Genomic DNA, 24,567 nt, shown 5'->3' on the forward strand with positions numbered 1-24,567 from the left:
GGTAGGCAATACGCCCTGAAGGTCAAAAAAAGAGCGGCTAGAAAGCCGCTCATTTCATCTTTAAATCCTAAAATTATTTAACAATAATCCTTCCTGTTTGATATGCCGTAGTGGATGTACCACCAACTCTAACTAAATAAACACCGCTTGCGGCAGCAGACATATTCAATTGTACTTTAAAGGAACTACCGTCCTTTTCCAACAACTTCACTCCGAGTTGTTGCCCTAACATATTATAAACACCTGCGTAGGCAGTACCGTCATAATCTGAATTGAAAGTAAGCTCGAACAGGTTATCTCCGATAGTGACGATTATCAATTCAGAATTACGAATAGCCTGATCTTCTACACCTAAATCACCAATGCTCACACTGTAATCTTCCGTTTCACCATACTGAGTTTCCTCACAAGGATCGTTAGGAACAGGTGATTGCCAATTCGACTTGGCTCTCATTCTGTGTTGCCCAATGGCAGCGTTAGCAGGTATGGTTAAATCTACGGTTACCGTATAGGAACCTGAACCCTGTCCGGGAGCTATCACGAAATTAGGTACGACCACCTCATCATTTGTGAAGTTATAATCGTCGTTAAAATCGACCCAAACTTTTACATTCTGATCTCCATATCCAGTTGTAAAGGTTATATCATAGGTCTCTCCTTCATCCAAATAGGCTATTTGGGAGGTAAAATCACCATACCCCTCACAGGCCGAAACATTATTTATTTCAGCAATAGAAACCAATTGGAATCCGTCCCCAAAGGAACAATCGGCAGCAGGCTGACATAGTACATTATCTATTATTGCTGTAGCTTCATCGTTGGTGGCATCCATATCACCGGCCAAGGCAGTAGAAACACTTACATTGTACGTTCCCAAGGCTGAAAAATCGGCGGTAGTGGCAAAATCATAATTTATTTCTTCTTCTGCAAGGATTGGCCCCGCAAAGGTCTCCACTACCGGAGTCCCTCCGTCGATCACATACTGTACATCAAAATTAGACTGTGTTGCCCCACCAAAATTCTTCAAGGTTACTGAAATAGTTTCAGCATTACTCAAACCGGAACCAGAAACCGGAGCTGTAATTTCCAATGCACCAACATCGTTGGCCAATAAGTGGCTCACGTTTTTTGTGAATGCGTCATTGGGAGCAAATTCATCCCCTGACAGATTTGTTCTCGCTTCAATAGCGTAGGTCTGTCCCGAAGTGGATAGATCTACTGTTTGGGCAAACGTATAGGTTTCGTTTGAATTTGGTGCAATGGTACCTACGTACATTTCGGTGGCTACCAAATTTCCATCTACTCTCAGTTCCACCGGAATATTTGACTGTGGAGCAGCACCAAAGTTTCGAATACTAATTTCAACCGTTTCGGCATTTGTCAAAATTCCATTGGTTGGTTGGGCCATATTACTCACACCCACGTCTGCGGTGAATCCTCCTGTCAATGAAAAAGAGGCCACCTGTGTTCGCCATTGGTTATTCGCCGAAAAATATTCGGCAGTATGCCAGAACGTAAAATTATTTGGATCCATGGTAAGGTGCGAATAATCACCAAAACGATTTGAAAAAGTTTGTACCCCAATACCATCGACGATGGTAGTTTCAGCTACCGTCATTTGCCCTAAAGGATCTCCATCAAAGCGTCCTGTATAGCGAATACCTACAGGCAGAGTAGCACTCCCAATATTAAACGCAAGACCAATATTTCCGGCAGCATCAATAGCGCCACTTCCCATAAAACGACTGTGACCATCGGCCGGCGCATAGGTTCCTTCTTGATATATCGTCCATGGATTCACACCATCATTTCGCAATTCAATCCATCGTACCCCTGAGGTATCATTATTATCTACGTCTGTGTTAAAGGTAATCAGCCATGAATTATATGCTCCAAAACTTCTATAATTGGCTGCAAAAGAAACTATACCACCAATCATGTCAAGCTTCTGACCGGTACCAGGTTGGGGTAAGTCGCCAGCTCCAAAAGGTGCAAAAATTGTGTTAAACGGATCTGTAGCAAGTTCGAGAGCCGACGAAATTGAGGAGTTTCCTATAGTACCCCAGTCCATTGTAATCTCCCATATTTTTAAGTGATCGAATGGAACCGATCCACCCCATGCGTCATCTTGCATATACACTATATATCCAGGCACATTGGCCGGATAAGAAGTTCCAAGAAGGTTGGCGGGTTCCGGACTAATTACATAGTTAGGCATTGGTACTTGTCCGGGTAACGGAAAACCTGCGATTTGAGGATTCGCTCCTCCGGCGAGGATGACGTCACGTTCAATGGCATATACTTTATTCGCTCCGCCCTTATTGGCTGTTAAATAATAACCATCGGGCCATACACTATAGTGCGGATAATCCGGAAATTGATCCAATGAAAATTGATACACATTATAAGCACCTGTCGGATCATTGGTGTCGGACACTCCGATGGCCAATGAATTACTTAAAGAACCAAATTCACTTACAAAATAACGATCTGCTAATTGATCGTACAATACGATGGGGTCACCCGAATTAGTTCCAATACCAAGGAAGGTTCCCAATGCCACAGGACCCACTAAAAGTGTTCCTGTTTTATCGAAAATCTTTACACTCGAATTAACTGAGTGCACATAATGGTTAGGGCCAACAGCTCCTGTAGGATCGGGTGGAGTAAATCCTGTATTATCAAATCCAACAAAATTCTGTTCTAAAGGAAAGCTTTCAATACCGCCCATTTCACGTTGTGCCTTGTTGTCTATCCCGTTTGGCAAGGCATCCATATTCACCTGTGCATTATAACGAGATCTGTTCGGCACAATTTTAATTTCTTTGATGCCTATATTGCTTTCAATCTGTTGTGTCGCATAATCGCGTAACGGAATGGTTTTTCCAATAAAGGTTCCCACAATCACCTCGGTAGGCCCGGACGATTCTTGAGCAGATAGCCCTACACTACAAATTAGAAAGAAGGCTACTAGTACATTTTTTAGTTTCATGGTAAATGATTTAGTTTTTGATGTTTAGAAGCACCAAGATACGCGAATTTTTTAATTCAAAACCTACAAAACCAGTAGGGTACACGGCTTTACAGGTATGCCAAATTCGTTTTTTGTAATAGGTATTAATTTTCCTAAAATTGGTTACCTTTGCCATGTTCAAAATTCACTCAAATTCAACTAGGATGATTCACTTTTTTGGAGACGTAAAAAACATTGTTTTTGCTGTCCAAACCCCCGAGGAACTTTTACAAACCGACGTCGATAAATTACAATGGCTTTTTGGAAATCAACCCAAAATAAACAAATCCGAATTATCGGATTTTTTTGTTGGTCCCCGTGCTGCCATGGTGAGCCCCTGGAGTACCAACGCCGTAGAAATTACTCAGAATATGGGAATCAAGGGCATTGTCCGAATTGAAGAATTTACACATATTGCTGAAGGCTTTACCGATTTTGATCCTATGTTGTCACAGAAATTCAGCAAACTGGATCAGCAGATCTTTACCGTGAACATCCAACCCGAACCCATACTGGAAATTGAGGATATCGCCGCTTATAATCAGAAAGAAGGCTTAGCACTTAATGCTGAAGAAATTACCTACCTAGAAAATCTCGCCAAAAAATTAAACCGAAAACTCACCGACAGTGAGGTGTTTGGTTTCAGTCAAGTGAATAGTGAGCACTGCCGTCATAAAATTTTCAACGGAACCTTCGAGATTGACGGCAAGGAAATGCCTTCCTCGCTGTTTAAACTTATCAAAAAGACATCTCAGGAAAACCCGAACGATATCGTTTCGGCCTATAAGGACAATGTAGCCTTTGTAAAAGGTCCTAAGGCCACTCAGTTTGCACCCAAGAGTCCGGATAAGCCCGATTTCTATCAGAAAACAGATTTTGAAAGTGTTATTTCCCTCAAAGCCGAAACTCATAATTTCCCTACGACCGTAGAACCCTTTAACGGTGCAGCCACTGGAAGTGGTGGGGAGATTCGGGATCGGTTGGCCGGAGGAAAAGGATCACTCCCCTTGGCCGGAACTGCCGTATATATGACTTCCTATTCACGGTTGGAAGAAAACAGACCTTGGGAAAAGGAAATGGCCGAAAGAGATTGGTTGTACCAAACGCCTTTGGATATTTTGATAAAAGCGAGTAACGGGGCTTCCGATTTCGGAAATAAATTTGGACAACCGCTCATTGCCGGTTCGGTCCTAACCTTCGAACATGAGGAAGATACTGCTACTTCACCCAATACAAAAGCGCGGAAGTTAGGCTATGACAAGGTAATCATGATGGCCGGAGGTATTGGTTATGGCAAGGCAGATCAGGCAATAAAAGATACGCCAAATAAGGGCGATAAAATAGTAATCCTAGGCGGTGAAAACTATCGAATTGGGATGGGAGGTGCCGCAGTGTCCTCGGCAGACACCGGTGAATTTTCCAGTGGCATCGAATTAAACGCCATTCAGCGTTCAAATCCCGAAATGCAGAAAAGAGCAGCCAATGCGATTCGCGGCATGGTGGAAAGTGAACACAACCCCATCGTTTCTATTCACGATCACGGCGCCGGAGGCCACCTCAACTGTTTGAGCGAATTGGTAGAAGAAACCGGTGGAAAAATAGATCTGGACAAATTACCCATTGGGGACCCAACCCTTTCGGCCAAAGAACTCATAGGAAATGAATCCCAGGAGCGAATGGGGCTGGTGATTGGAGAGAAGGACATTGCCAAGCTCCAACGCGTGGCCGATCGAGAACGGTCTCCCATGTACGAAGTGGGAGTGGTTACCGGCGATAACCGTTTTTGCTTTGAAAGTAGTAGTACCGGCGCCAAACCCATGGATTTTGAATTAGAAGATATGTTTGGAAGTTCTCCCAAAACAGTCTTAAAAGATCGAACCATTGTTAGAAATTACAGAGATGCGTCCTACAATACCACAAAAATTAATCAGTATATCGCGCAGGTAGTACAATTGGAAGCTGTCGCTTGTAAAGACTGGCTTACCAATAAGGTAGACCGATGTGTGACAGGACGGGTTGCCAAGCAACAATGTGCTGGCCCCTTACAGCTACCCCTGAACAACTGCGGGGTGATGGCACTTGATTATAACGGAAAGCACGGGGTTGCCACCTCTATAGGACACTCACCGGTGAGTGCCTTGGTGGATCCGGTAGCGGGTTCTCGAAATTCGATTGTCGAAGCCTTGACAAATATCGTTTGGGCTCCTTTAGACAACGGACTAAAAAGTATTTCCCTTTCGGCCAATTGGATGTGGCCCTGTAATAACGAAGGAGAAGATGCCCGTTTGTATAAGGCGGTAGAAGCGGTAAGTGATTTTGCCATCGAACTGGGGATCAATGTTCCCACCGGAAAGGATTCGCTTTCCATGAAGCAGAAATATAAAAATGAAGAGGTAATCGCACCGGGAACCGTTATTATTTCGGCGGCGGGTCATTGTAACGATATTAAAAAAGTAGTAGAACCTGTGCTTCAAAAGAAGGCCGGAAGTATCTACTATATCAATATCTCGCAAGACAGTTTTAAACTTGGGGGTTCTTCCTTTGGGCAAATTCGCAACGCCATTGGTAAGGAAGTTCCAACAGTTTTAAATGCAGCCTACGTAAAGACCGTGTTTAATACGCTTCAGGGCTTAATTTTGAAAGGAAAGATTGCCGCCGGTCACGATGTGGCTTCGGGCGGACTGATCACAACCCTGTTAGAAATGTGTTTTGCCGACACAAATGTAGGAGCGTCTCTGGATCTGTCCGGATTGGGCGAGGAAGATCTTGTAAAAGTTTTATTTGCTGAAAATTGTGGGGTCGTGATACAGGCTTCGGAAGATGAGGTGGTAGAAAGATCACTTTCAGAAAAAAACATTGCCTTCGTGAAAATTGGAACGGCTACCGAAACAGAAACACTTCGGCTGAAGCACTTTGACACTCAATTAAATCTCGATATTCCAGAATTACGTGATGTCTGGTATACAACGTCTTACCTATTAGATCAAAAACAAAGCGGGAAGCAAAAAGCGAAAGAACGTCTCGTAAATTATAAGCGACAACCCCTTACCTATTTATTTCCGAAGCAGTTTACCGGCAAGTTTCCTCAAATTGATACTGCGAAACCCCGTATCAAAGCGGCCATTATTCGGGAAAAGGGTAGTAATAGCGAGCGGGAAATGGCCTATGCCATGCACTTGGCTGGATTTGATGTGAAGGATGTGCATATGACCGACCTCATCGAGGGACGTGAAAACCTGGAAGATATTCGGTTTATTGCTGCCGTAGGAGGATTTTCCAACAGCGATGTCTTAGGAAGTGCGAAGGGCTGGGCCGGTGCCTTTTTGTATAATGAAAAGGCAAATACGGCGTTAAAGAATTTCTTTGCGAAGGACAATACACTTTCCTTGGGCGTTTGTAACGGTTGCCAGTTGTTTGTCGAATTGGAATTGCTTACTCCAGAACACGTTCAGAAGCCAAAAATGCTGCATAACGAGACCGGTAAGTTTGAATGTAATTTTACTTCGGTCACGATTCAGAAGAATAATTCGGTCATGCTTTCTTCTTTGGAAGGAAGTACTCTGGGAATTTGGGCTGCGCACGGTGAGGGAAAATTTAGTTTTCCTATGGCGGAAGAAAACTATCATATCGTTGGAAAATATGGCTACGATGCTTTTCCGGCCAATCCCAATGGCAGTGATTTCAATACTGCCATGATGTGTGATACAACCGGTCGTCATTTGGTGATGATGCCACACTTAGAACGCTCCACCTTCCCTTGGAACTGGGCACATTACCCCAAAGACCGTAACGATGAAGTGTCGCCATGGTTGGAAGGCTTTGTCAATGCCAGAAAGTGGTTGGAACAAAACTAAAAAACAACATCTAAAATCAAGTTGCTTCCCTACGAGTGAATTAGTGGTTCTTCACCCGGCGATTCTTATAGTTTCGTATCAAATTCAGGATAATCCCTCCAACATTTACGATGGCATGGAGTGCTATTGCGAGTAATAAAAATATCCAATAATCCATATCTTCCCACATATCTGCGGCCTTATTGTATTTATAAAGTAAGAATAACCCGTAAATACAGTGGATTGTTAAATTAATAAGCAAAACCCGCCTTCTTTTTTTTGCCACATACCAGAATATAAGCAGTATTACCCAATAGCAAACGAAGAATACTAAAATTGCCTGATTGTCTATATCCATACTTTTTAAAATTAGAATAATTGTATTTCTGAAGTTTGCAGCAGTGTCTAAAGTAGTTATTTATACGAACAATTGTCTCTTAAGTTGGATGCAGTATTGTAACGAGGAACACCCTGTGCTCGGTTCGTCCTATATTTCATGATGCCAATTGACGTAAAAACCTATTCATCAATTGAGAAGTACCATTCATCAATTCCTGACTTAATTAGCTCAGTCCCTGAATTAGTTTTGGAGTATAAATCAAATAAAGCAAATCATGAAAACACTATTTACATTACCTCTATTTTTAAGCTTCACTATTTTTATGGGAATTTCTGAAATAATGGCCCAGCCGGTGAACGACTTAATTGAAAATGCGATCGATCTTGATGAAGGGCCCTACCCCTATTCGGAACTCAATATCGCATTTCAAAACGCTACAGTTACAAATGATGCAACTACCGGTGGGAATTGTGAGATCCACTTAGCAGGCATTTGGTACAAGTTTACTGCCACCAGCACGGGGACAGTTGCCGCTGTTATGGTAAATCCGTCAACCCCTTATGTTGTATTCTTTACGGGACCAAACGAAGATGTAACCGATGGAAGTGAATTGACCTATGTCGATGTCCCTTCAAACTTATGTGCGATAGGCAATTCGGCTACAATTGATACCACTATGGGGACTACCTATTATATCTATATGAAAAACAGCATATCAAGTGATGTGCTGATCAATATCAACCCGGCTTTGGTACCAGAAAATGATGACATAACCCTTGCAACAGATCTTAATTTAATTAACGATTCGAATTATTTAGACCAAGATATTCAATTTCAGTTTGCCACCAATACAAATGACGGCGGTCAATCAGGTTGCGATACACAAGCATTGGAAGGTGTCTGGTATAAATTTTATTCGAATGCCGGTGGTACAGTTATTGCGCAGATGGGATTTGATCCCGGAGACTCCGTCATCACTATGTATTATACTCAAAATGGCGATGCTACCAGCGGTTCAGAGTTAACGTATATTGCTTCAAATAGTAATATATGTGGATTCTCCAACCTTACTGAAATTGAGACAGAACCTAATACGTACTACTATATTTTTGCCCATTCGCAACATGCTGTCAATAGTGTATTATTTAATATCGATAGTGATATCTTAGGAACAAGTGAGAATCTACTAGAAGGCTTCAGTTTTTATCCAAATCCAACGTCTCTTGAAATTAATTTATCGGCTAAAAATACAATCGATGAAGTATCAATGTACAACCTATTAGGACAAAGGGTATTGCTCCAAAAGCCCAATGCAACACGGAATACCGTCGATGTATCTTTTTTACAAAGTGGATTATATGTTATGCATGTTTCTTCAGAGGGGAAGACTGCTACGTATAAGATTGTAAAAAGATAATAATCGTAGGTTTAGTATGGTAATCTATGTAAGAAAGCTGTCCAAATAAGTATTTGGGCGGCTTTCTAAATGCACGTCTAACTCCCTAATTAATTGTTTCTATTTTGAAAGCTTCACAAACTAATTTTAGCGTGCAATCCATTCCCAGCGTGATAGATGAATTGGCACATTTAAAGCTGAAAACACTGCGGTCACAAATGAATCCACACTTTATTTTTAATGCCTTAAATGCGATCCAATATTTTATTACTTCCGAAAATAAAAAATCGGCAGTGATCTACTTATCGGTTTTTAGTAAGCTAATTCGCCACTATTTAAACAATATCGAAAATGAAACCGTACGGCTTAACGATGAGTTTGCCATGCTCCAGGAGTATTTAAAGCTTCAAAAATTACGGTATACCCAGCAGTTCGATTATTCATTGGTTTACGAGGAGCATTTAAAAAATATGGACGCCACAATTCCTTCTTTTATTCTCCAATCACTGTTTGAAAATATAATTGAACACGCTATTTATAATCAATATCAAGATTATAAGGTGGTGACCGTCTTTTCAAAAGAAAAAAATTCGGTCAAAGTGAAGATACAGTTTACCTACCATTGTATTCCAAATACCCGTCAAAAATACGTACCGGATTACCGAGAACAAATGGTGAAATGGCAGGACCAAATTCGTTTGTTAAATCGGCTTAAAAATTACAATATCAAAAAAAAGGTTACTTTTAATAACAACTCCCGTGAAAAAGGTGGAATGATCTTGCTAAGCTTGCCTAATTTGCAGTAACAGATGTCGAAACAAATAAGGGCCTTATTTTTTTTACTACTATTGGCCGGCGGAGTTGTTTTTCCAACTTCTGCACAAGACACATCGCTGCGGAAAGGAGTAGAACTTCCTTTTACAATTTTTATCACCCAAGATCATACTATCACAATTGATAGCCTGCTTACAAAACAATTTTCCTTTAACCCCAGAGAATCTCTTCAAAAAAAAACAACACCATCGGATATTTATTGGATAAAAGTTGATTTTAAAGATGAATTAGAAAGCTTACGGCAAGATAGTATTTGGTATTTAAGACATAGCAGTTTTGACCATGCTTCGATCTACTTTCTGGAAGACAATTCCATTTCAGAAAAAAAACGAGGCACCTTCGAATTCATCGATATAAAGCCTTCAGTTTTATATTCGGCCGGTTTTGCATTTGACACCGCCTCGCTTATTCAAGGCAGATACCTCTATTTAAAAGTAAAACGCACTGTTTTTATTGACAATCTAGCCCGTTGGAATATCACCTATGGCACAAAACTTCAGAATGATTTACTGGTAAGTTACTATTCGAACGACGATCTTGGCAAATTGGCTCCGGTCTATGGTTTTACCGGTATTTGCCTAGTGATGTTTATCCTCACACTCGCCTTTTTTCTTTATTCAAGACGATTGGAATTTCTATTCTATTCACTTTACGTATTGTTCCTCGTATTTTACCTTACTTCAGATATTTACCAACTACACGAAATTTTCTTTGGCCGTGTTGGTTTAATGAGCTACGGCTTTTTTCAAGCTTCCCAGATAATCATTAACCTTTTTTACATCCTATTCATAATGTACTATTTGGATTCGAAAAACGACTATCCAAAATTGCACAAGGCACTAAAACTCATTGTTTATATCTTGCTATTCTCGATTGTTTTGGAAGTCTATTTTGTGCTCTCCTCAAATTTTATGGCAAATATTAATCTCATGAATTTTGAACGGATCGTGATGACGGTTTTTGGACTGGCGGGAATGGTCTATCTGCTCATAAAAACTAAGGACAAGTTGGGGTATTTTATTGTTATTGGTTCGTTCTTTTATATGGTAGGAGCGTTAGCCCTCTTATTCACACAGACTCGGATATACATGGTGTTGGGTTCCAGTCTCGAAATATTAATTTTTGCATGCGGTCTTACGTATAAGATTCAGCAGGAATACATAGAGAAACTCCGATTTCAGAAAGAATCCTTACTATTCGAAAACAAGGCATTACGTGCTCAAATGAACCCGCATTTTATTTTTAATTCCTTGAGTTCCATTCAGCATTTAATCATTTCCGGCAAAAAAGAAGCATCGATCAAATACTTAAACAAGTTCAGTCTTCTAATGAGAAATCTATTGGAAAGCTCCATCGAAACGAACGTTATTTTAACCGAAGAAATCTCCTTGCTTGAAAAGTATTTAGAATTGGAAGCACTTCGGTTTAATAAATCCTTTCAATATAATATAAGCGTCGCCGTAGGGTTAGATCCGGATGCTGTAGAAGTACCCGCATTAATCGTGCAGCCCTTTGTAGAAAATGCAATTCTTCACGGTCTATTAAAGAAAAGTGAAGGTGAGAAGTTGCTATATATTCGCTTCAGAAAAGAAGATCATTTTATTATTTGTGAAATAGAAGACAATGGCATTGGAAGGCAAGCTTCTGAAGCCTTAGAATCTGAATTAAAAAATTCTAAGAAATCCCGAGGTATCGAAGTCACCGAAAAACGCTTGCAGATGGTCAACAAATCTGAAGATGTTTTCTTTCAAATAATTGATAAAACCGACGCGTTAGGTAAGGCTACCGGTACGCTTGTCATCATAAAAATAGGCACTGAATAAATAAGTTAGTATGAATTTAAAAGCTATTATAGTAGACGATGAAAGTCACAGCAGGGAAACCTTAAAAAATTTAGTAGAAGAATTTTGTGAAGATGTTAATGTACTTGCCGCCGTTAGTTCGGTACAAGAGGCTCTGACTGCGATCCGGCAGTTAAAGCCGGATGTTGTATTTCTCGATATCGAATTGCAAACCGGAACCGGCTTCGATATTTTAGATCGGCTTGAAGTGATTGATTTCGAAGTAATTTTCACGACTGCCTTCGAGCAATATGCCATAAGAGCGGTTAAGTTTAGCTCCCTGGATTATTTGCTGAAACCCATCGATTTGGAAGAACTGCAAAAGGCAGTTGAAAAGGCACGTAAAATTAAAGACCAGGCAGTGTACAACCAGCAATTGGAAGTGCTGCTTTTCAATTTAAAGCAAAAACAACCCAGCCTTAATAAAATTTGTCTTTCCACAGCTGAAGGATTCGAATTTATTAGTGTCGATGAAATTCTTTATTGTAAAGCGGAGGGGTCTTACACCAGTTTCAAATTAAAAAACAACAACAATTTTTTAGTGAGTAAGCATTTAAAAGAATACGAAACTCTGTTGATTGATCAACAGTTTATGAGGGTTCACAATAGCTTTTTAATCAATTTAAAAGAAGTTAAAAAATACATCAAATCGGATGGTGGATATATTCTTATGAATAATGATGAGCCAGTTAGTATCTCAAGAAATAAAAAGGAGGTTTTTATAGAAGCAATGCAGCGAATCGCGAAATAAAGTAAACAACTTTACAAGTTTTTACTATATTGCATACCCCAAACCCGCTTATTACTAAAAAAATGAAGTACCTACTTACCTGCCTTTCCCTATTTATAGGACTTATTTGTTTTTCTCAGAATCAACAGGAAAAATACCAAAACGCACAAATTAATTATAGCACTGTCGAGGACCTTCAGCAATTAAATGCCCTTGGAATTCCCATTGAACACGGCGTGCATAAAAAGGGCTTTTATATTATTTCCGACTTCTCTGTTTCGGAATTGGAGAAAGCCCGTCAAGCAGGCTTTACGGTGAATGTCCTAATTGAGGATGCGAAGGAATATTTTCTTCAGCAAAACCAACAAAACAATCCCGTACCTGAAAACTTAGCCTGTAATGGTAACGGTACAGTCGACTATCAAACACCGGCCAACTTTGGCTCCGGCTCCATGGGTGGATATTTCACCTATCAGGAGATACTAGATCAGTTAGATCTCATGAAAACCCTGTACCCCAATTTAATCACGGCCAAAGACAATATTAGCAACTTCGTGACCAATGGGCAGCCCGATCCCTCTACTATACCGCCTATTGGGGGTAACGGAATAAAATGGGTAAAGATTAGCGACAACCCCGATATTAATACCGAAGGGGAACCGCAAATTTTATTTACCGCTATACATCATGCCAGAGAACCCAATTCGGTGGCCCAGCTTATTTTTTATATGTGGTATCTGCTTGAAAATTACGATACGGACAGTGAAGTTCAGAACATTTTAAACAATACCGAATTGTATTTCGTTCCCATAGTGAATCCAGACGGATACCTGTATAACGAAAAAACCGATCCCAACGGTGGCGGATTTTGGAGAAAGAATCGGTTTGGCGGACATGGTATAGACAACAATCGTAACTATAATTATTTTATTGATGGGAATCCGGCCAATGGCACCTGGGGCGGAGAAGGAACATCAAACGATCCAACTAGCCAAGTATATTGTGGTACAGGCCCTTTTTCGGAAGTGGAAAATCAAGCGGTAAAATGGTTTGTTGAAAATCATGACTTTATCATGGCTTTTAATAATCATTCGTCCGGTGATCTATTATTATATCCCTTTGGTTATACCGACAATGTGCCTACTCCCGATCATGATTTATTTCAAGGGGTCTCCGAAGAATTGGTGTCTCAAAATGGCTTTAACAATATTATATCATCCGAACTATACCCCGCAGCGGGTGCCAGTGATGACTTTATGTACGGTACCGTATTAACGCATAACAGTATTTTTTCTTTTACGCCTGAAATTGGTCCCAGCTTTTGGCCTCCTTCAAATCAAATAATCCCCATTGCAAAGGGCATGATGTATCTCAATCTTACCGCGTCTAAAATGGTAAACAATTTTGCCACCGTAAAAGATACGGCCCCACAGTTTACAGGTGAAAATAATGTAGTGGACGCATCCTTCTCCATCAGAAGGTTAGGTGTTGTGGGCAGTGGCGATTTTACCGTTCGTGTCAATCCTATTTCAGCAAATATAACTACGGTGGGAAACCCCGTAAATTATACCGCCATGGATGTATTGGATGAAGCGAATGGTGCAATTCAATACAGCTTGGCCAATGGCACCGTTGCCGGTGAACTAATAAATTACGAATTGGTGGTGAACAATGGAGATTATGACGTGAGCACCATCTTGGTTACCAAATATGCCGGAAGCCTGCTTCCCGTTTTTGTAGATCCGGGAGATAGTGTTACCGATAACTTCGTAAACAATGGTTGGGGAACCACAACAACCACTTTTGTATCCCCTTCAAGCTCGATTACCGATTCACCAACAGGTGATTACCCAAATGGGGCCAACAAAACCATCACGCTCAGCAATCCGATAGATCTTAGCAATGCCATTGGTGCAGTTGCTACGTTTTATGCGAAATGGGAAATTGAAAATAACTTCGACTATGTTCAGTTTGAAGTGTCTACCAATGGCGGAAGCACTTGGATTCCACAATGTGGAAACTACACCAATGCCGGAAGTTCAAATAATTCGCAGCCTACCGGTGAACCTTTATACGATGGTATTCAGAGTGATTGGGTACTTGAAGAAATAAACCTAAGTGATTATTTAGGGGAATCTATTTTGGTGCGTTTTCAATTGCGATCGGACAACGGATTGACCATGGATGGTTTCTACTTTGACGATCTTACCATCAACATTGTTGACGACGGTAGTTTGGGAACTAACGATGCCACCGAAACGCCTTTTGGAATGTATCCAAATCCGGTGGAGGATGTCTTACATATTACTACTTCGTTAACCGATTATACCATAGAAATGTTTACGCTTCAAGGAAAGTTGGTGACCAAAAAAACAAATAATACCGGTCCGCAATCCTTCGATTATAGCAATTATGCATCGGGAGTCTATATGGTAAAACTCACTTCAAAAAATGCATCACAGACCTTTAAGATTGTAAAGCTGTAAACGTAAATTTCAACTAAAATATCAAGGAACAACTTTAGTAGGTTGTTCCTTTTTTTATTTCGGAAAAACTGAATTATTTTTCATAATTTGCATAGCTACAATTGTACAGATCATGACAGAACCTAAAAGACTTTTCGACTTCCCTTATTACCAACTAGAAACCTATCCTCTTGAAAATGCTCTTGTGAGCAAAGTAAAAGGAGAATGGATAGGTACCTCGACCCAAGAATATATTAATAAAGCCAATGCGCTAAGCCGTGGTTTGATACGCTTAGGAGTACAACCCAATGATAAGGTGGCGATTATTTCGATGACCAACCGCACCGAATGGAATATTTGTGATATTGGTATTTTACAGACCGGCGCACAGGATGTGCCTATTTATCCCACCATCAGTGAAGAAGATTATGAATACGTATTAAATCACAGTGAATCGGTCTATTGTTTTGTTTCTTGTGCCGAAGTCTACGAAAAGATAGCGAAGATTAAAGACAACGTTCCTTCTTTGAAAGAAATCTATTCCTTCGAACAATTACCCAATTGTAAGAACTGGAGTGAAGTCCTTGAATTAGGGGAAGACAATAGCAATCAAAATGAAGTGGAAAGCCGAATGGCAGCTGTAAGTGAGAACGACCTGGCTACCTTAATATATACCTCAGGAACCACAGGCAGACCTAAAGGGGTCATGTTATCACATAAAAACATCGCAAGTAATGCAACAGGTAGTGCCAAGCGACTACCCATTGAAATGGGAAAAACGAAGGCACTGAGTTTTTTACCGGTATGCCATATATATGAGCGTATGCTGTTGTATATGTATCAGTACTGCGGCGTTAGTAATTATTTTGCTGAAAGTTTAGAAACTATTAGTGATAATTTAAAGGAAGTAAAACCGGAAGTGATGACAGCTGTCCCGCGATTGCTGGAAAAGGTGTATGATAAAATCTATGCCAAAGGTGCCGATCTCACCGGAATTAAGAAAAAGCTCTTCTTCTGGGCCATTGATCTGGGCCTTAAATACGAACCCTACGGTCAAAATGGTTGGTGGTATGAATCCAAACTTAAAATTGCCCGAAAACTCATCTTTAGTAAGTGGCAGGAGGCTCTGGGTGGAAACCTACAAGCCATTGCTTCTGGAAGTGCGGCATTGCAACCCAGATTGGCACGTGTGTTCAATGCAGCCGATATTCCGGTGATGGAAGGATATGGTTTAACCGAAACTTCTCCGGTAGTGACAGTAAATGATATGCGCAACGGAGGCTTCCGTATTGGAACCGTTGGAAAGGCCATAGAAAATACAGAAATCAAAATTGCAGAAGATGGCGAAATTTTAGTAAAAGGACCTCAGGTCATGCAAGGGTATTACAAAGATCCCGATAAGACTGCCGAAGTGATGAAGGACGGCTATTTTCATACAGGAGACATTGGGGAGATTGATGCCGATGGCTTTTTAAAGATTACCGACCGTAAAAAAGAAATGTTTAAGACCAGTGGTGGTAAGTATGTGGCTCCGCAGCTGCTAGAAAATGCGATGAAGCAATCGCGCTTTATCGAGCAGATAATGGTAGTGGGTGAAGGAGAGAAAATGCCGGCCGCTTTTATTCAACCTAACTGGGAGTTTATTTCGGAGTGGAACAAGCGAAAAAACAAAGGGCTTTCGGAAGACCCAAAAGTATTGGTGAACGACCCTATCCTAATTGCGCGTATCCAAAAAGAAATAGATGTATTCAACGAGCGCTTCGGAAAGTGGGAAAAGATCAAAAAATTCGAATTGACTCCGGATATATGGAGTATCGAAAGTGGTCACCTCACCCCTACTATGAAGATGAAGCGGAAGGTGATTAAGGAGAAATATTTATCACTCTACAATAAGTTGTACGAACGAGAATCATAGCCAAAGCCGAAACGAACTTATTATAAAAATGAACACTTCCGCTTGGAGGTGTTTTTTTTAATATAAAATTAAGACTACTTGCTATGCATGCATAATAAAAATTTGTATATTTGAAGCTCCAAAGATCAGGTATGAAGGAAAAAACAATCGACTATGTGCTACGCGCTACCTGGATGGGCGTGCAAAAAATGTACAATGAAGAAGCCGGTAAAAAAGGGAGCACTATGGCAACCGGTTTTGCCTTAATTAGTATTGATCCAGAAGAAGGTACGGCTTCTACGGCCCTCGGCCCTAAAATGGGTATGGAAGCAACCAGTTTATCACGTACCTTAAAAACTATGGAAGAGAAAGGGTTGATAGAACGAAGACCTAATCCGTTAGACGGCCGCGGTGTGATTATTCACCTAACCGATTTTGGGCGTGAAATGCGGGCATTTTCTAAAGGCGTAGTGGTTCAATTTGATGAGGCGGTCAAGCAGGCAATTTCAGAAGAGGACTTAAAAACCTATAAGAAGGTGGCAAATACCATCTTGGATTTAATCAACAATAAAAAAATATATACCTCCGATAAAATATAAGAAACATGTCAAAAAGAAGAATCAATAAGGTAGCCGTCATTGGCTCGGGAATTATGGGAAGTGGAATCGCTTGCCATTTTGCCAATATTGGTGTGGAAGTGTTGTTACTAGACATTGTTCCCCGCGAATTGAACGACAAGGAAAAAGCACAAGGCCTAACGCTCGAAAGTAAGGTCGTTAGAAACCGTTTGGTAAACGATGCCTTGACCACCGCTATTAAATCGAGACCTGCCCCTTTATACCATATAAATTTTGCAGGCAGGATCACCACAGGCAATTTGGAAGATGATATCGCAAAAGTTGCCACGGTAGACTGGATCATCGAAGTGGTGGTAGAGCGTTTGGATATTAAGCAAAAGGTGTTTGAGAACCTTGAAAAACACAGAACTCCCGGTACCTTGATTACATCAAATACCTCGGGTATTCCCATTAAATTTATGAGTGAAGGACGCAGTGAGGACTTCCAAAAACATTTCTGCGGAACCCACTTCTTTAACCCCCCTCGTTATTTAAAATTATTCGAGATTATTCCCGGACCCAAAACCTCACAGACCGTTTTGGATTTCCTAAACGGATATGGCGAAAAGTTCCTGGGAAAAACCTCTGTAGTAGCAAAAGATACTCCTGCGTTTATCGGAAATCGCATTGGGATCTTCGGAATTCAAAGTTTATTCCATTTGGTAAAAGAGATGGGCTTGACCATTGAAGAAGTAGATAAACTAACAGGTCCTGTTATTGGTCGTCCCAAATCGGCCACCTTTAGAACCGTCGATGTCGTTGGTTTAGACACCTTGGTACATGTGGCCAACGGTATCTACGAAAACTGTCCGAACGACGAAGAACACGACGTCTTTAAAATTCCCGGCTTTATCAATACCATGATGGAAAACAAATGGCTGGGCAGTAAAACCGGACAAGGTTTTTATAAAAAAGTTAAAAATGAGGATGGCAGCAGCGAAATTCTGGGGCTAGATCTAAACACATTGGAATACCGAAAAGGAAAAAAAGCCTCCTTCCCTACTTTGGAATTGACCAAAAGCGTAGATGCCGTTATCGACCGATTTAAAATATTGGTCGGAGGAAAGGACAAGGCAGGTGAATTCTACCGAAAAAGCTTCGGAAGTATGTTCGCCTATGTCGCGAAGCGCATCCCCGAAATTTCAGATGAGCTGTATAAGATTGACGATGCTATGAAAGCCGGATTTGGTTGGGAAAACGGTCCTTTTGAAATTTGGGACGCCGTAGGTGTTCAGGAAGGAATTCAACTTTTAAAAGATGTAGGTAAAGAACCTGCACCTTGGGTAAATGAAATGCTGGCAGCGGGAATCGAATCCTTCTATACGATCAAGGACGGAGCCACCTACTATTATGACATTCCGCAGAAAAAACATATCAAAGTACCCGGACAGGACGCCTTTATTATTCTGAATAACATTCGCACATCATCCGAAGTCTTTAAAAACAGCGGTGTGGTTGTAGAAGATCTGGGCGACGGAATCCTTAATTGTGAATTTCAGAGCAAGATGAACAGCATAGGCGGCGATGTATTGGCCGGTTTAAACAAAGCCATTGATCTTGCCGAAAAAGATTTTGACGGTTTGGTAATTGGAAACCAAGGTGCTAATTTTTCAGTTGGTGCTAATATTGGAATGATCTTTATGATGGCCGTCGAACAAGAATACGACGAGCTGAATGCCGCTGTAAAATATTTTCAGGACAGCTGTATGCGCCTGCGTTATTCTTCCATACCTACCGTGGTCGCACCCCATGGCATGACCCTGGGTGGCGGTTGCGAAATGACCCTACATGCAGATCGCGTGGTTGCGGCTGCCGAAAGTTATATTGGACTGGTTGAATTTGGCGTTGGGGTGATCCCCGGTGGTGGCGGTTCCAAAGAAATGGCACTGCGTGCAAGTGATTCCTTTGCCGAAGACGACGTAGAATTAAATCGTTTACGACAACACTTTTTAACCGTGGCCATGGCTAAGGTCTCTACTTCGGCCTACGAAGCATACGATCTGGACATTCTTAAACACGGAAAAGATATCGTTGTAGTCAATAGAGATCGTCAAATTGCTACAGCAAAAGCGGTGGCAAGACAAATGGCCGATTTAGGCTATACGAAGCCGGTACACAGAAAAGACGTAAAGGTTTTAGGAAAACAAGCCCTCGGATTGTTTATGGTTGGAACCGACTCAATGCAAGCCAGTAATTATATCAGCGAGCACGATCAAAAGATTGCAAACAAGCTGGCTTGGGTAATGGCAGGAGGCGATCTTTCGGAACCTACTATGGTTTCTGAACAATACCTGCTAGACCTCGAAAGAGAAGCATTTTTAAGCCTTGCAGGAGAACGTAAGACGCTGGAAAGATTACAACATATGATTCAAAAAGGAAAACCACTTCGCAACTAGTTGCGAATGTATTGAGATACAAAGAACGAATTATTCAATTCAACAAAAACGATGAATCTCAATACTCACTACTAATATCTCAATTCAATTTAAATGAAAACAGCATATATCGTAAAAGCATACCGAACCGCAGTGGGCAAAGCACCACGTGGCGTGTTTCGTTTTAAGAGAGCCGATGAGTTGGCAGCCGAAACCATCCAATACATGATGAAAGAACTCCCGAGTTTAGACAAAAAGCGCATCGACGATGTCATTGTGGGGAACGCCATGCCCGAAGGAGCCCAAGGATTGAATATGGGCCGTCTTATTTCACTCATGGGACTTGAAATTATAGATGTTCCGGGTATGATCGTTAACAGATTCTGTTCATCGGGTGTGGAAACCATTGGAATTGCTACCGCAAAGATTCAGACCGGGATGGCACATTGCATTATTGCAGGAGGTGCCGAAAGCATGAGTTCCGTACCCATGTCGGGATACAAACCCGAATTAAATTATGACCTCGTAAAATTAGGGCATGAAGATTACTACTGGGGCATGGGAAATACGGCCGAAGCTGTTGCAAATGAATACAAGGTCTCTCGTGTAGATCAGGATGAGTTTGCCTATAACAGTCATATGAAGGCGCTAAAAGCCCTTTCTGAAGATCGTTTTCAGGATCAGATTGTTCCCATCGAAGTCGAACAGACCTATGTGGATGAAAACAATAAAAAAGCGACAAAAAAATACACGGTGACTAAAGACGAGGGGCCTCGCCAGGGAACCAATAAGGAAGCCTTGGCAAAATTGCGCCCGGTCTTTGCACAAGGCGGTAGTGTTACCGCGGGTAATTCATCTCAGATGAGTGATGGTGCCGCTTTTGTCATGGTGATGAGTGAAGAAATGGTGAAAGAATTGAATTTGGAACCCATTGCAAGAATGGTGAGCTATGCGGCTGCCGGTGTTGAACCGCGTATCATGGGAATTGGCCCTATTAAGGCTATTCCAAAGGCCTTACAACAAGCCGGATTAAAGCAGGAACAGGTTGAATTGATAGAGCTGAACGAGGCCTTTGCCTCGCAATCGTTAGCAGTAATTCGCGAACTTGGACTTAATCAGGATATCGTAAATGTAAATGGTGGAGCGATCGCTCTAGGACATCCTCTGGGATGTACGGGAGCTAAATTGTCGGTGCAGTTATTCGATGAAATGCGAAAACGCAATATGAAAAGTAAATACGGTATGGTGACCATGTGTGTAGGTACTGGACAAGGTGCTGCCGGGATATTTGAATTTTTAAATTAAGAGTCAAGATTATTAGAACCAAGAATCAAGACGAATGCATAATTTCAAAAAACTTAAAATTTGGACGGAAAGTATGTCTTTAGTTACGAGTGTCTATAAAATGACTAAAGTATTTCCTGATTTTGAAAAGTTTGGATTGGTTTCACAAATGAACAGATCTGCTGTTGCAATTCCTTCTAATATAGCGGAAGGCTCGAGCAAAGGTTCTGCTAAACATTTTAAAAGGTATCTAGAAGATAGTTTAGGTTCGGCTTTTGAATTAGAAACTCAGCTAATTATTGCATTTAATGAAGAATATATTTCGAACGAAACATTTATTGAATTAGAAACAAAAATAAAAAAAATACAGAAAATGATCTCTGGCTTTCAATCTGGTCTGGGCAACTAGTCCTGGTTCTTGCATCTTGAATCTTGAATCATTTTTCTAAAAAGGAAATAACATGGGAACAAACGAATTAAATCAAAATGAGCTTTTAAGAGGTGGTCAATTCTTAGTAAAAGAAACCGCCTGCGAAGACATCTTTACTCCTGAAGACTTTTCAGAAGAGCAAAAAATGATGAAAGAAGCCGTAATCGAATTCAATGACCGCGAGATCATTGCACATCGCGACCGCTTTGAAAAGAAGGACTACGCCTTTACCGAAGAGGTCATGCGAAAGGCCGGGGAACTTGGATTCCTAAGCGTAGCAGTGCCCGAGGCGTATGGCGGACTGGGTATGGGATTTGTTTCTACCTTGCTAACTTGTGATTATATTTCAAGTGGTACGGGTTCCTTCAGTACAGCATTTGGAGCTCATACCGGAATTGGCACCCTGCCCATTACCCTGTATGGTACCGAAGCGCAAAAGCAAAAATATGTACCGAAGCTCGCAACCGGTGAATGGTTTGGCGCATACTGCTTGACAGAACCGGGCGCCGGAAGTGATGCCAATAGTGGAAAAACCAAGGCTGTCCTCAGTGATGATGGTACGCACTATAAAATAAGCGGACAAAAAATGTGGATCTCCAACGCGGGATTCTGTAAGCTTTTTATTGTCTTTGCACGTATTGAGGACGACAAAAACATCACCGGGTTTATTGTTGAAAACGACCCCACTAATGGAATTTCAATGGGCGAAGAAGAAAATAAATTAGGTATTCGTGCCTCCTCTACCCGTCAGGTATTCTTTAGTGATACCATAGTGCCGGTAGAAAATATGCTGTCGGAAAGAGGTAACGGTTTTAAAATAGCGATGAATGCCTTGAATGTGGGTAGAATTAAATTGGCGGGTGCCTGTTTAGATTCGCAACGACGTGTTACTACAGCGGCCGTGCAGTATGCCCTAGAACGCAAACAATTTAACACGGCTATAGCCGATTTTGGAGCCATCAAGCTAAAGTTAGCAGAAATGGCTACCAATGCCTATGTAGGTGAATCGGCTACCTACAGAGCCGCAAAAAATATTGAAGACCGAATAGCCTTACGCGTTGCAGCCGGAAATTCGCATCAGGAAGCCGAATTGAAGGGTGTGGAAGAATATGCCATTGAATGTTCTATACTGAAAGTAGCCGTTTCGGAAGACATTCAGAATTGTGCCGATGAAGGAATTCAAATCTTTGGAGGTATGGGCTTTTCGGAGGATACGCCCATGGAAGCTGCTTGGAGAGATGCCCGAATTGCACGTATCTATGAGGGTACCAACGAGATCAACCGTATGCTCTGCGTTGGAATGCTGGTAAAGAAAGCCATGAAAGGACATGTGGATCTATTAGGTCCGGCACAGGCAGTTGCTTCAGAACTAACAGGAATCCCTTCTTTTGAAACACCCGATTATTCCGAATTGCTTTCAGAAGAAAAAGCCATGGTCGCCAAGCTGAAAAAAGTATTCCTAATGGTAGCCGGTGCTGCGGTCCAAAAATATGGCCCTGAACTGGAAGAGCATCAGCAAATGCTATTGGCTGCATCAGATATCCTAATAGAAATTTACCTGGCAGAAAGCGCCATTTTACGTACAGAAAAGAATGCTAAACGATTTGGGGAGGCAGCGCAAAAAGAACAGATTGCCATGTCGAAATTATACCTTTATAATGCTGTGGATATTATAGACACCAAAGCAAAAGAAGCAATTATTTCATTTGCTGAAGGTGATGAACAACGAATGATGCTTATGGGCTTGAAACGATTTACCAAGTACCAGAACATGCCCAATATTGTGGAACTGCGTAAAACCATTGCCGAAAAAGTAAAAACGGAGAAAAAATATCCGTTTTAACTATTTAATTCCTACCTTAGAAAGGGAAATCGAACGTATATAAAGCTTCAATTTTGCTTCAAAGATTGAAAATTGGTTAGTTAGTTTAAAAACCGTCTCCTCTAGAGGCGGTTTTTTTTATGTCTTTGGCCTAAACTTTGTTATCTTTAAAAACAAATTTTAAAATAAAATGAAGCTACGATATTCGATGGTACTAATGGTCTTTTGTACCACCCTCCTCGCCCAACCCGATACCGATATTTTTTTAATGGACATGGCACCTTCCGAAGCAGGCCTAACTATTTCAAACTTCAGAAATATCTCTAACAATCCCGGCTATGACAGTCAGCCCTCATTTGCCTTGGGCTTATTAGTATATGCAGGTACGCATGAAGGACAGACCGAAATAAAGGCGTATCAACTCGAGTCAGGGACAATCAGTATAAAAAATAAAATGACTTCCGGCGGAGAATATTCTCCCCAATTGGCCGCTGATGGCGAGGGCTTTACTGCGGTACGCTTAGATACCACAGGCTTACAGCGCTTGTATTATTATGACCAAGCCGGTGAATCACACCTTATGTTGAAGGATTTGCAAGTAGCCTATTACACTTTCAACGACAAGAACACCTTGTTGGCATCGGTGCTTTCGGACGATCGTATGGATTTGGTATTGGCAGATCTTCAGAATAAAAAAATTGACACGCTTCTACATAATTCAGGTAGGTCCATCCACAAGGTTCCAAATAGCAATGCAATGAGCTACACGGTGCTCAACGAGCAAGGGAATTACGATATATACCAGTTGGACTTGGACAATCGAGAAAGCTATTTTATCACCGAACTCCCTATAGGAATTCAGGACTACTGTTGGGTAAGCGATTCGAAACTACTATTAGGCAGTAATGATAAATTATTTGTATATGATCTCTTCGGAAGAAGGGAATGGAATTTGGCAGCAGATCTTTCCCCATACAAAATAAAAGAAATTACCCGTGTAAGCGTTAATAAGGATGAAACTAAGCTTGCCATTGCTGCCGAAACTACTAATGAATAAAAGCTATTTCATATTGCTATTGCTGGTACTGACTGCCTGTCTGCGGTCTTCAGACCGAAATGGAGATGACAGCATTGACGATACCCAACAACCTACGGAAGTAGGATGTCCCGGGGGAAGTTACCCCGATTGGGATACCTCCTACTATGTGCTTCCTTATCCGGTAGGGAAAGCATATCCTGTAAATCTAAGTCATTGTACAAGCTCCTATCACGCTCAGGGACAGCCCGACCAATACGCCATCGATTTTGACATGCCTATAGGTACGCGAATAACCGTCGCACGAGATGGTAGCGTGGTTCACGTGGAAGAAACAGGACATGACGGTGGCTTTCCAAATAATTTGGTGGTCATCAAACATTTCGACAACACCTATGCCCTATATATGCACCTCACTTTTGAAGGGGCGGCCGTGGCAGTTGGGGATGAAGTGCTCCAAGGTGATACACTGGGTTTTAGCGGCTCCACGGGTTTGGCTGGCTATCCACATTTACACTTTATAGTGACGCAAGGAGATTGGCAATATCCCTATACCGGAGTTCCCTATAATTTTAAGAATACAGATCCCAATCCAAGAAGTTTGGAAATGGGCAAAACCTATCCGGCCTATCCCTACTAATAATATTTTAAAAAGTT

At 41.3% G+C, this 24,567-nt stretch carries 16 protein-coding genes; 14 read left to right on the forward strand and 2 right to left on the reverse strand.

The window, feature by feature from the left end; translation table 11 throughout:
- Positions 1-73: 73 nt before the first annotated feature.
- On the reverse strand, positions 74-2,992 hold the full coding sequence (locus K8F54_RS11985; RefSeq protein WP_290791269.1) for a GEVED domain-containing protein: 2,919 nt from the start codon (positions 2,990-2,992) through the stop codon (positions 74-76).
- 185 nt (positions 2,993-3,177) lie between these two features.
- Here K8F54_RS11985 and purL point away from each other — a divergent pair, with 185 nt between their 5' ends.
- Positions 3,178-6,867, forward strand: a complete 3,690-nt coding sequence (gene purL / locus K8F54_RS11990; protein ID WP_290791271.1) for a phosphoribosylformylglycinamidine synthase — start codon at positions 3,178-3,180, stop codon at positions 6,865-6,867.
- A gap of 40 nt (positions 6,868-6,907) precedes the next feature.
- On the opposite strand, the gene K8F54_RS11995 is transcribed toward purL, so the two are convergent.
- The gene (locus K8F54_RS11995) at positions 6,908-7,204 is read right to left on the reverse strand and encodes a hypothetical protein (protein ID WP_290791273.1); all 297 of its coding nucleotides are present in this window, start codon (positions 7,202-7,204) and stop codon (positions 6,908-6,910) included.
- A gap of 256 nt (positions 7,205-7,460) precedes the next feature.
- Here K8F54_RS11995 and K8F54_RS12000 point away from each other — a divergent pair, with 256 nt between their 5' ends.
- The 13 genes from K8F54_RS12000 (at position 7,461) to K8F54_RS12060 (ending at position 24,550) form a co-directional block, all read left to right on the forward strand.
- A complete protein-coding gene (locus K8F54_RS12000; protein WP_290791275.1) occupies positions 7,461-8,603 on the forward strand; it encodes a T9SS type A sorting domain-containing protein in 1,143 nt (380 codons plus the stop codon).
- Between the two features lie 104 nt (positions 8,604-8,707).
- Positions 8,708-9,388 (forward strand): histidine kinase, encoded by a 681-nt coding sequence (locus K8F54_RS12005; protein ID WP_290791277.1) that lies wholly within the window; start codon positions 8,708-8,710, stop codon positions 9,386-9,388.
- A 3-nt stretch (positions 9,389-9,391) separates the two neighbouring features.
- A complete protein-coding gene (locus tag K8F54_RS12010; protein WP_290791279.1) occupies positions 9,392-11,239 on the forward strand; it encodes a histidine kinase in 1,848 nt (615 codons plus the stop codon).
- Positions 11,240-11,249: 10 nt separating this feature from the next.
- A complete protein-coding gene (locus K8F54_RS12015; RefSeq protein WP_290791281.1) occupies positions 11,250-12,008 on the forward strand; it encodes a LytTR family DNA-binding domain-containing protein in 759 nt (252 codons plus the stop codon).
- 62 nt (positions 12,009-12,070) lie between these two features.
- Positions 12,071-14,473, forward strand: a complete 2,403-nt coding sequence (locus K8F54_RS12020; RefSeq protein ID WP_290791283.1) for a M14 family zinc carboxypeptidase — start codon at positions 12,071-12,073, stop codon at positions 14,471-14,473.
- Positions 14,474-14,585: 112 nt separating this feature from the next.
- The gene (locus K8F54_RS12025; RefSeq protein ID WP_290791285.1) at positions 14,586-16,367 is read left to right on the forward strand and encodes a long-chain fatty acid--CoA ligase; all 1,782 of its coding nucleotides are present in this window, start codon (positions 14,586-14,588) and stop codon (positions 16,365-16,367) included.
- Positions 16,368-16,498: 131 nt separating this feature from the next.
- Complete coding sequence (locus K8F54_RS12030; protein WP_290791287.1) at positions 16,499-16,945, forward strand: MarR family transcriptional regulator; 447 nt, start codon at positions 16,499-16,501, stop codon at positions 16,943-16,945.
- A gap of 5 nt (positions 16,946-16,950) precedes the next feature.
- The gene (locus K8F54_RS12035; protein ID WP_290791289.1) at positions 16,951-19,359 is read left to right on the forward strand and encodes a 3-hydroxyacyl-CoA dehydrogenase/enoyl-CoA hydratase family protein; all 2,409 of its coding nucleotides are present in this window, start codon (positions 16,951-16,953) and stop codon (positions 19,357-19,359) included.
- Between the two features lie 93 nt (positions 19,360-19,452).
- Positions 19,453-20,643 carry an acetyl-CoA C-acyltransferase gene (locus tag K8F54_RS12040; RefSeq protein WP_290791291.1) on the forward strand — a complete coding sequence of 397 codons (1,191 nt, stop codon included), beginning with the start codon at positions 19,453-19,455 and terminating at the stop codon, positions 20,641-20,643.
- 34 nt (positions 20,644-20,677) lie between these two features.
- Entirely contained in the window at positions 20,678-21,031 is a 354-nt protein-coding gene (locus K8F54_RS12045; protein WP_290791293.1) for a four helix bundle protein, read from the forward strand.
- 52 nt (positions 21,032-21,083) lie between these two features.
- Positions 21,084-22,895, forward strand: a complete 1,812-nt coding sequence (locus K8F54_RS12050; RefSeq protein WP_290791295.1) for an acyl-CoA dehydrogenase family protein — start codon at positions 21,084-21,086, stop codon at positions 22,893-22,895.
- A 169-nt stretch (positions 22,896-23,064) separates the two neighbouring features.
- A complete protein-coding gene (locus K8F54_RS12055; protein ID WP_290791298.1) occupies positions 23,065-23,931 on the forward strand; it encodes a hypothetical protein in 867 nt (288 codons plus the stop codon).
- Entirely contained in the window at positions 23,924-24,550 is a 627-nt protein-coding gene (locus K8F54_RS12060) for a M23 family metallopeptidase (protein ID WP_290791300.1), read from the forward strand. The genes K8F54_RS12055 and K8F54_RS12060 overlap by 8 nt, the downstream gene beginning before the upstream one ends.
- The last annotated feature ends 17 nt before the right edge of the window (positions 24,551-24,567 follow it).

It is taken from the genome of Altibacter sp. (genome assembly GCF_019913785.1).
Taxonomy (GTDB): Bacteria; Bacteroidota; Bacteroidia; order Flavobacteriales; family Flavobacteriaceae; genus Altibacter.

Bases quoted from the DNA above. Each gene is read 5' to 3' on its own strand.
- K8F54_RS11985 (WP_290791269.1), bottom strand. From the start codon at position 2,992: ATGAAACTAAAAAATGTACTAGTAGCCTTCTTTCTAATTTGTAGTGTA.
- purL (WP_290791271.1), top strand. From the start codon at position 3,178: ATGATTCACTTTTTTGGAGACGTAAAAAACATTGTTTTTGCTGTCCAA.
- K8F54_RS11995 (WP_290791273.1), bottom strand. From the start codon at position 7,204: ATGGATATAGACAATCAGGCAATTTTAGTATTCTTCGTTTGCTATTGG.
- K8F54_RS12000 (WP_290791275.1), top strand. From the start codon at position 7,461: ATGAAAACACTATTTACATTACCTCTATTTTTAAGCTTCACTATTTTT.
- K8F54_RS12010 (WP_290791279.1), top strand. From the start codon at position 9,392: ATGTCGAAACAAATAAGGGCCTTATTTTTTTTACTACTATTGGCCGGC.
- K8F54_RS12015 (WP_290791281.1), top strand. From the start codon at position 11,250: ATGAATTTAAAAGCTATTATAGTAGACGATGAAAGTCACAGCAGGGAA.
- K8F54_RS12020 (WP_290791283.1), top strand. From the start codon at position 12,071: ATGAAGTACCTACTTACCTGCCTTTCCCTATTTATAGGACTTATTTGT.
- K8F54_RS12025 (WP_290791285.1), top strand. From the start codon at position 14,586: ATGACAGAACCTAAAAGACTTTTCGACTTCCCTTATTACCAACTAGAA.
- K8F54_RS12030 (WP_290791287.1), top strand. From the start codon at position 16,499: ATGAAGGAAAAAACAATCGACTATGTGCTACGCGCTACCTGGATGGGC.
- K8F54_RS12035 (WP_290791289.1), top strand. From the start codon at position 16,951: ATGTCAAAAAGAAGAATCAATAAGGTAGCCGTCATTGGCTCGGGAATT.
- K8F54_RS12040 (WP_290791291.1), top strand. From the start codon at position 19,453: ATGAAAACAGCATATATCGTAAAAGCATACCGAACCGCAGTGGGCAAA.
- K8F54_RS12045 (WP_290791293.1), top strand. From the start codon at position 20,678: ATGCATAATTTCAAAAAACTTAAAATTTGGACGGAAAGTATGTCTTTA.
- K8F54_RS12050 (WP_290791295.1), top strand. From the start codon at position 21,084: ATGGGAACAAACGAATTAAATCAAAATGAGCTTTTAAGAGGTGGTCAA.
- K8F54_RS12055 (WP_290791298.1), top strand. From the start codon at position 23,065: ATGAAGCTACGATATTCGATGGTACTAATGGTCTTTTGTACCACCCTC.
- K8F54_RS12060 (WP_290791300.1), top strand. From the start codon at position 23,924: ATGAATAAAAGCTATTTCATATTGCTATTGCTGGTACTGACTGCCTGT.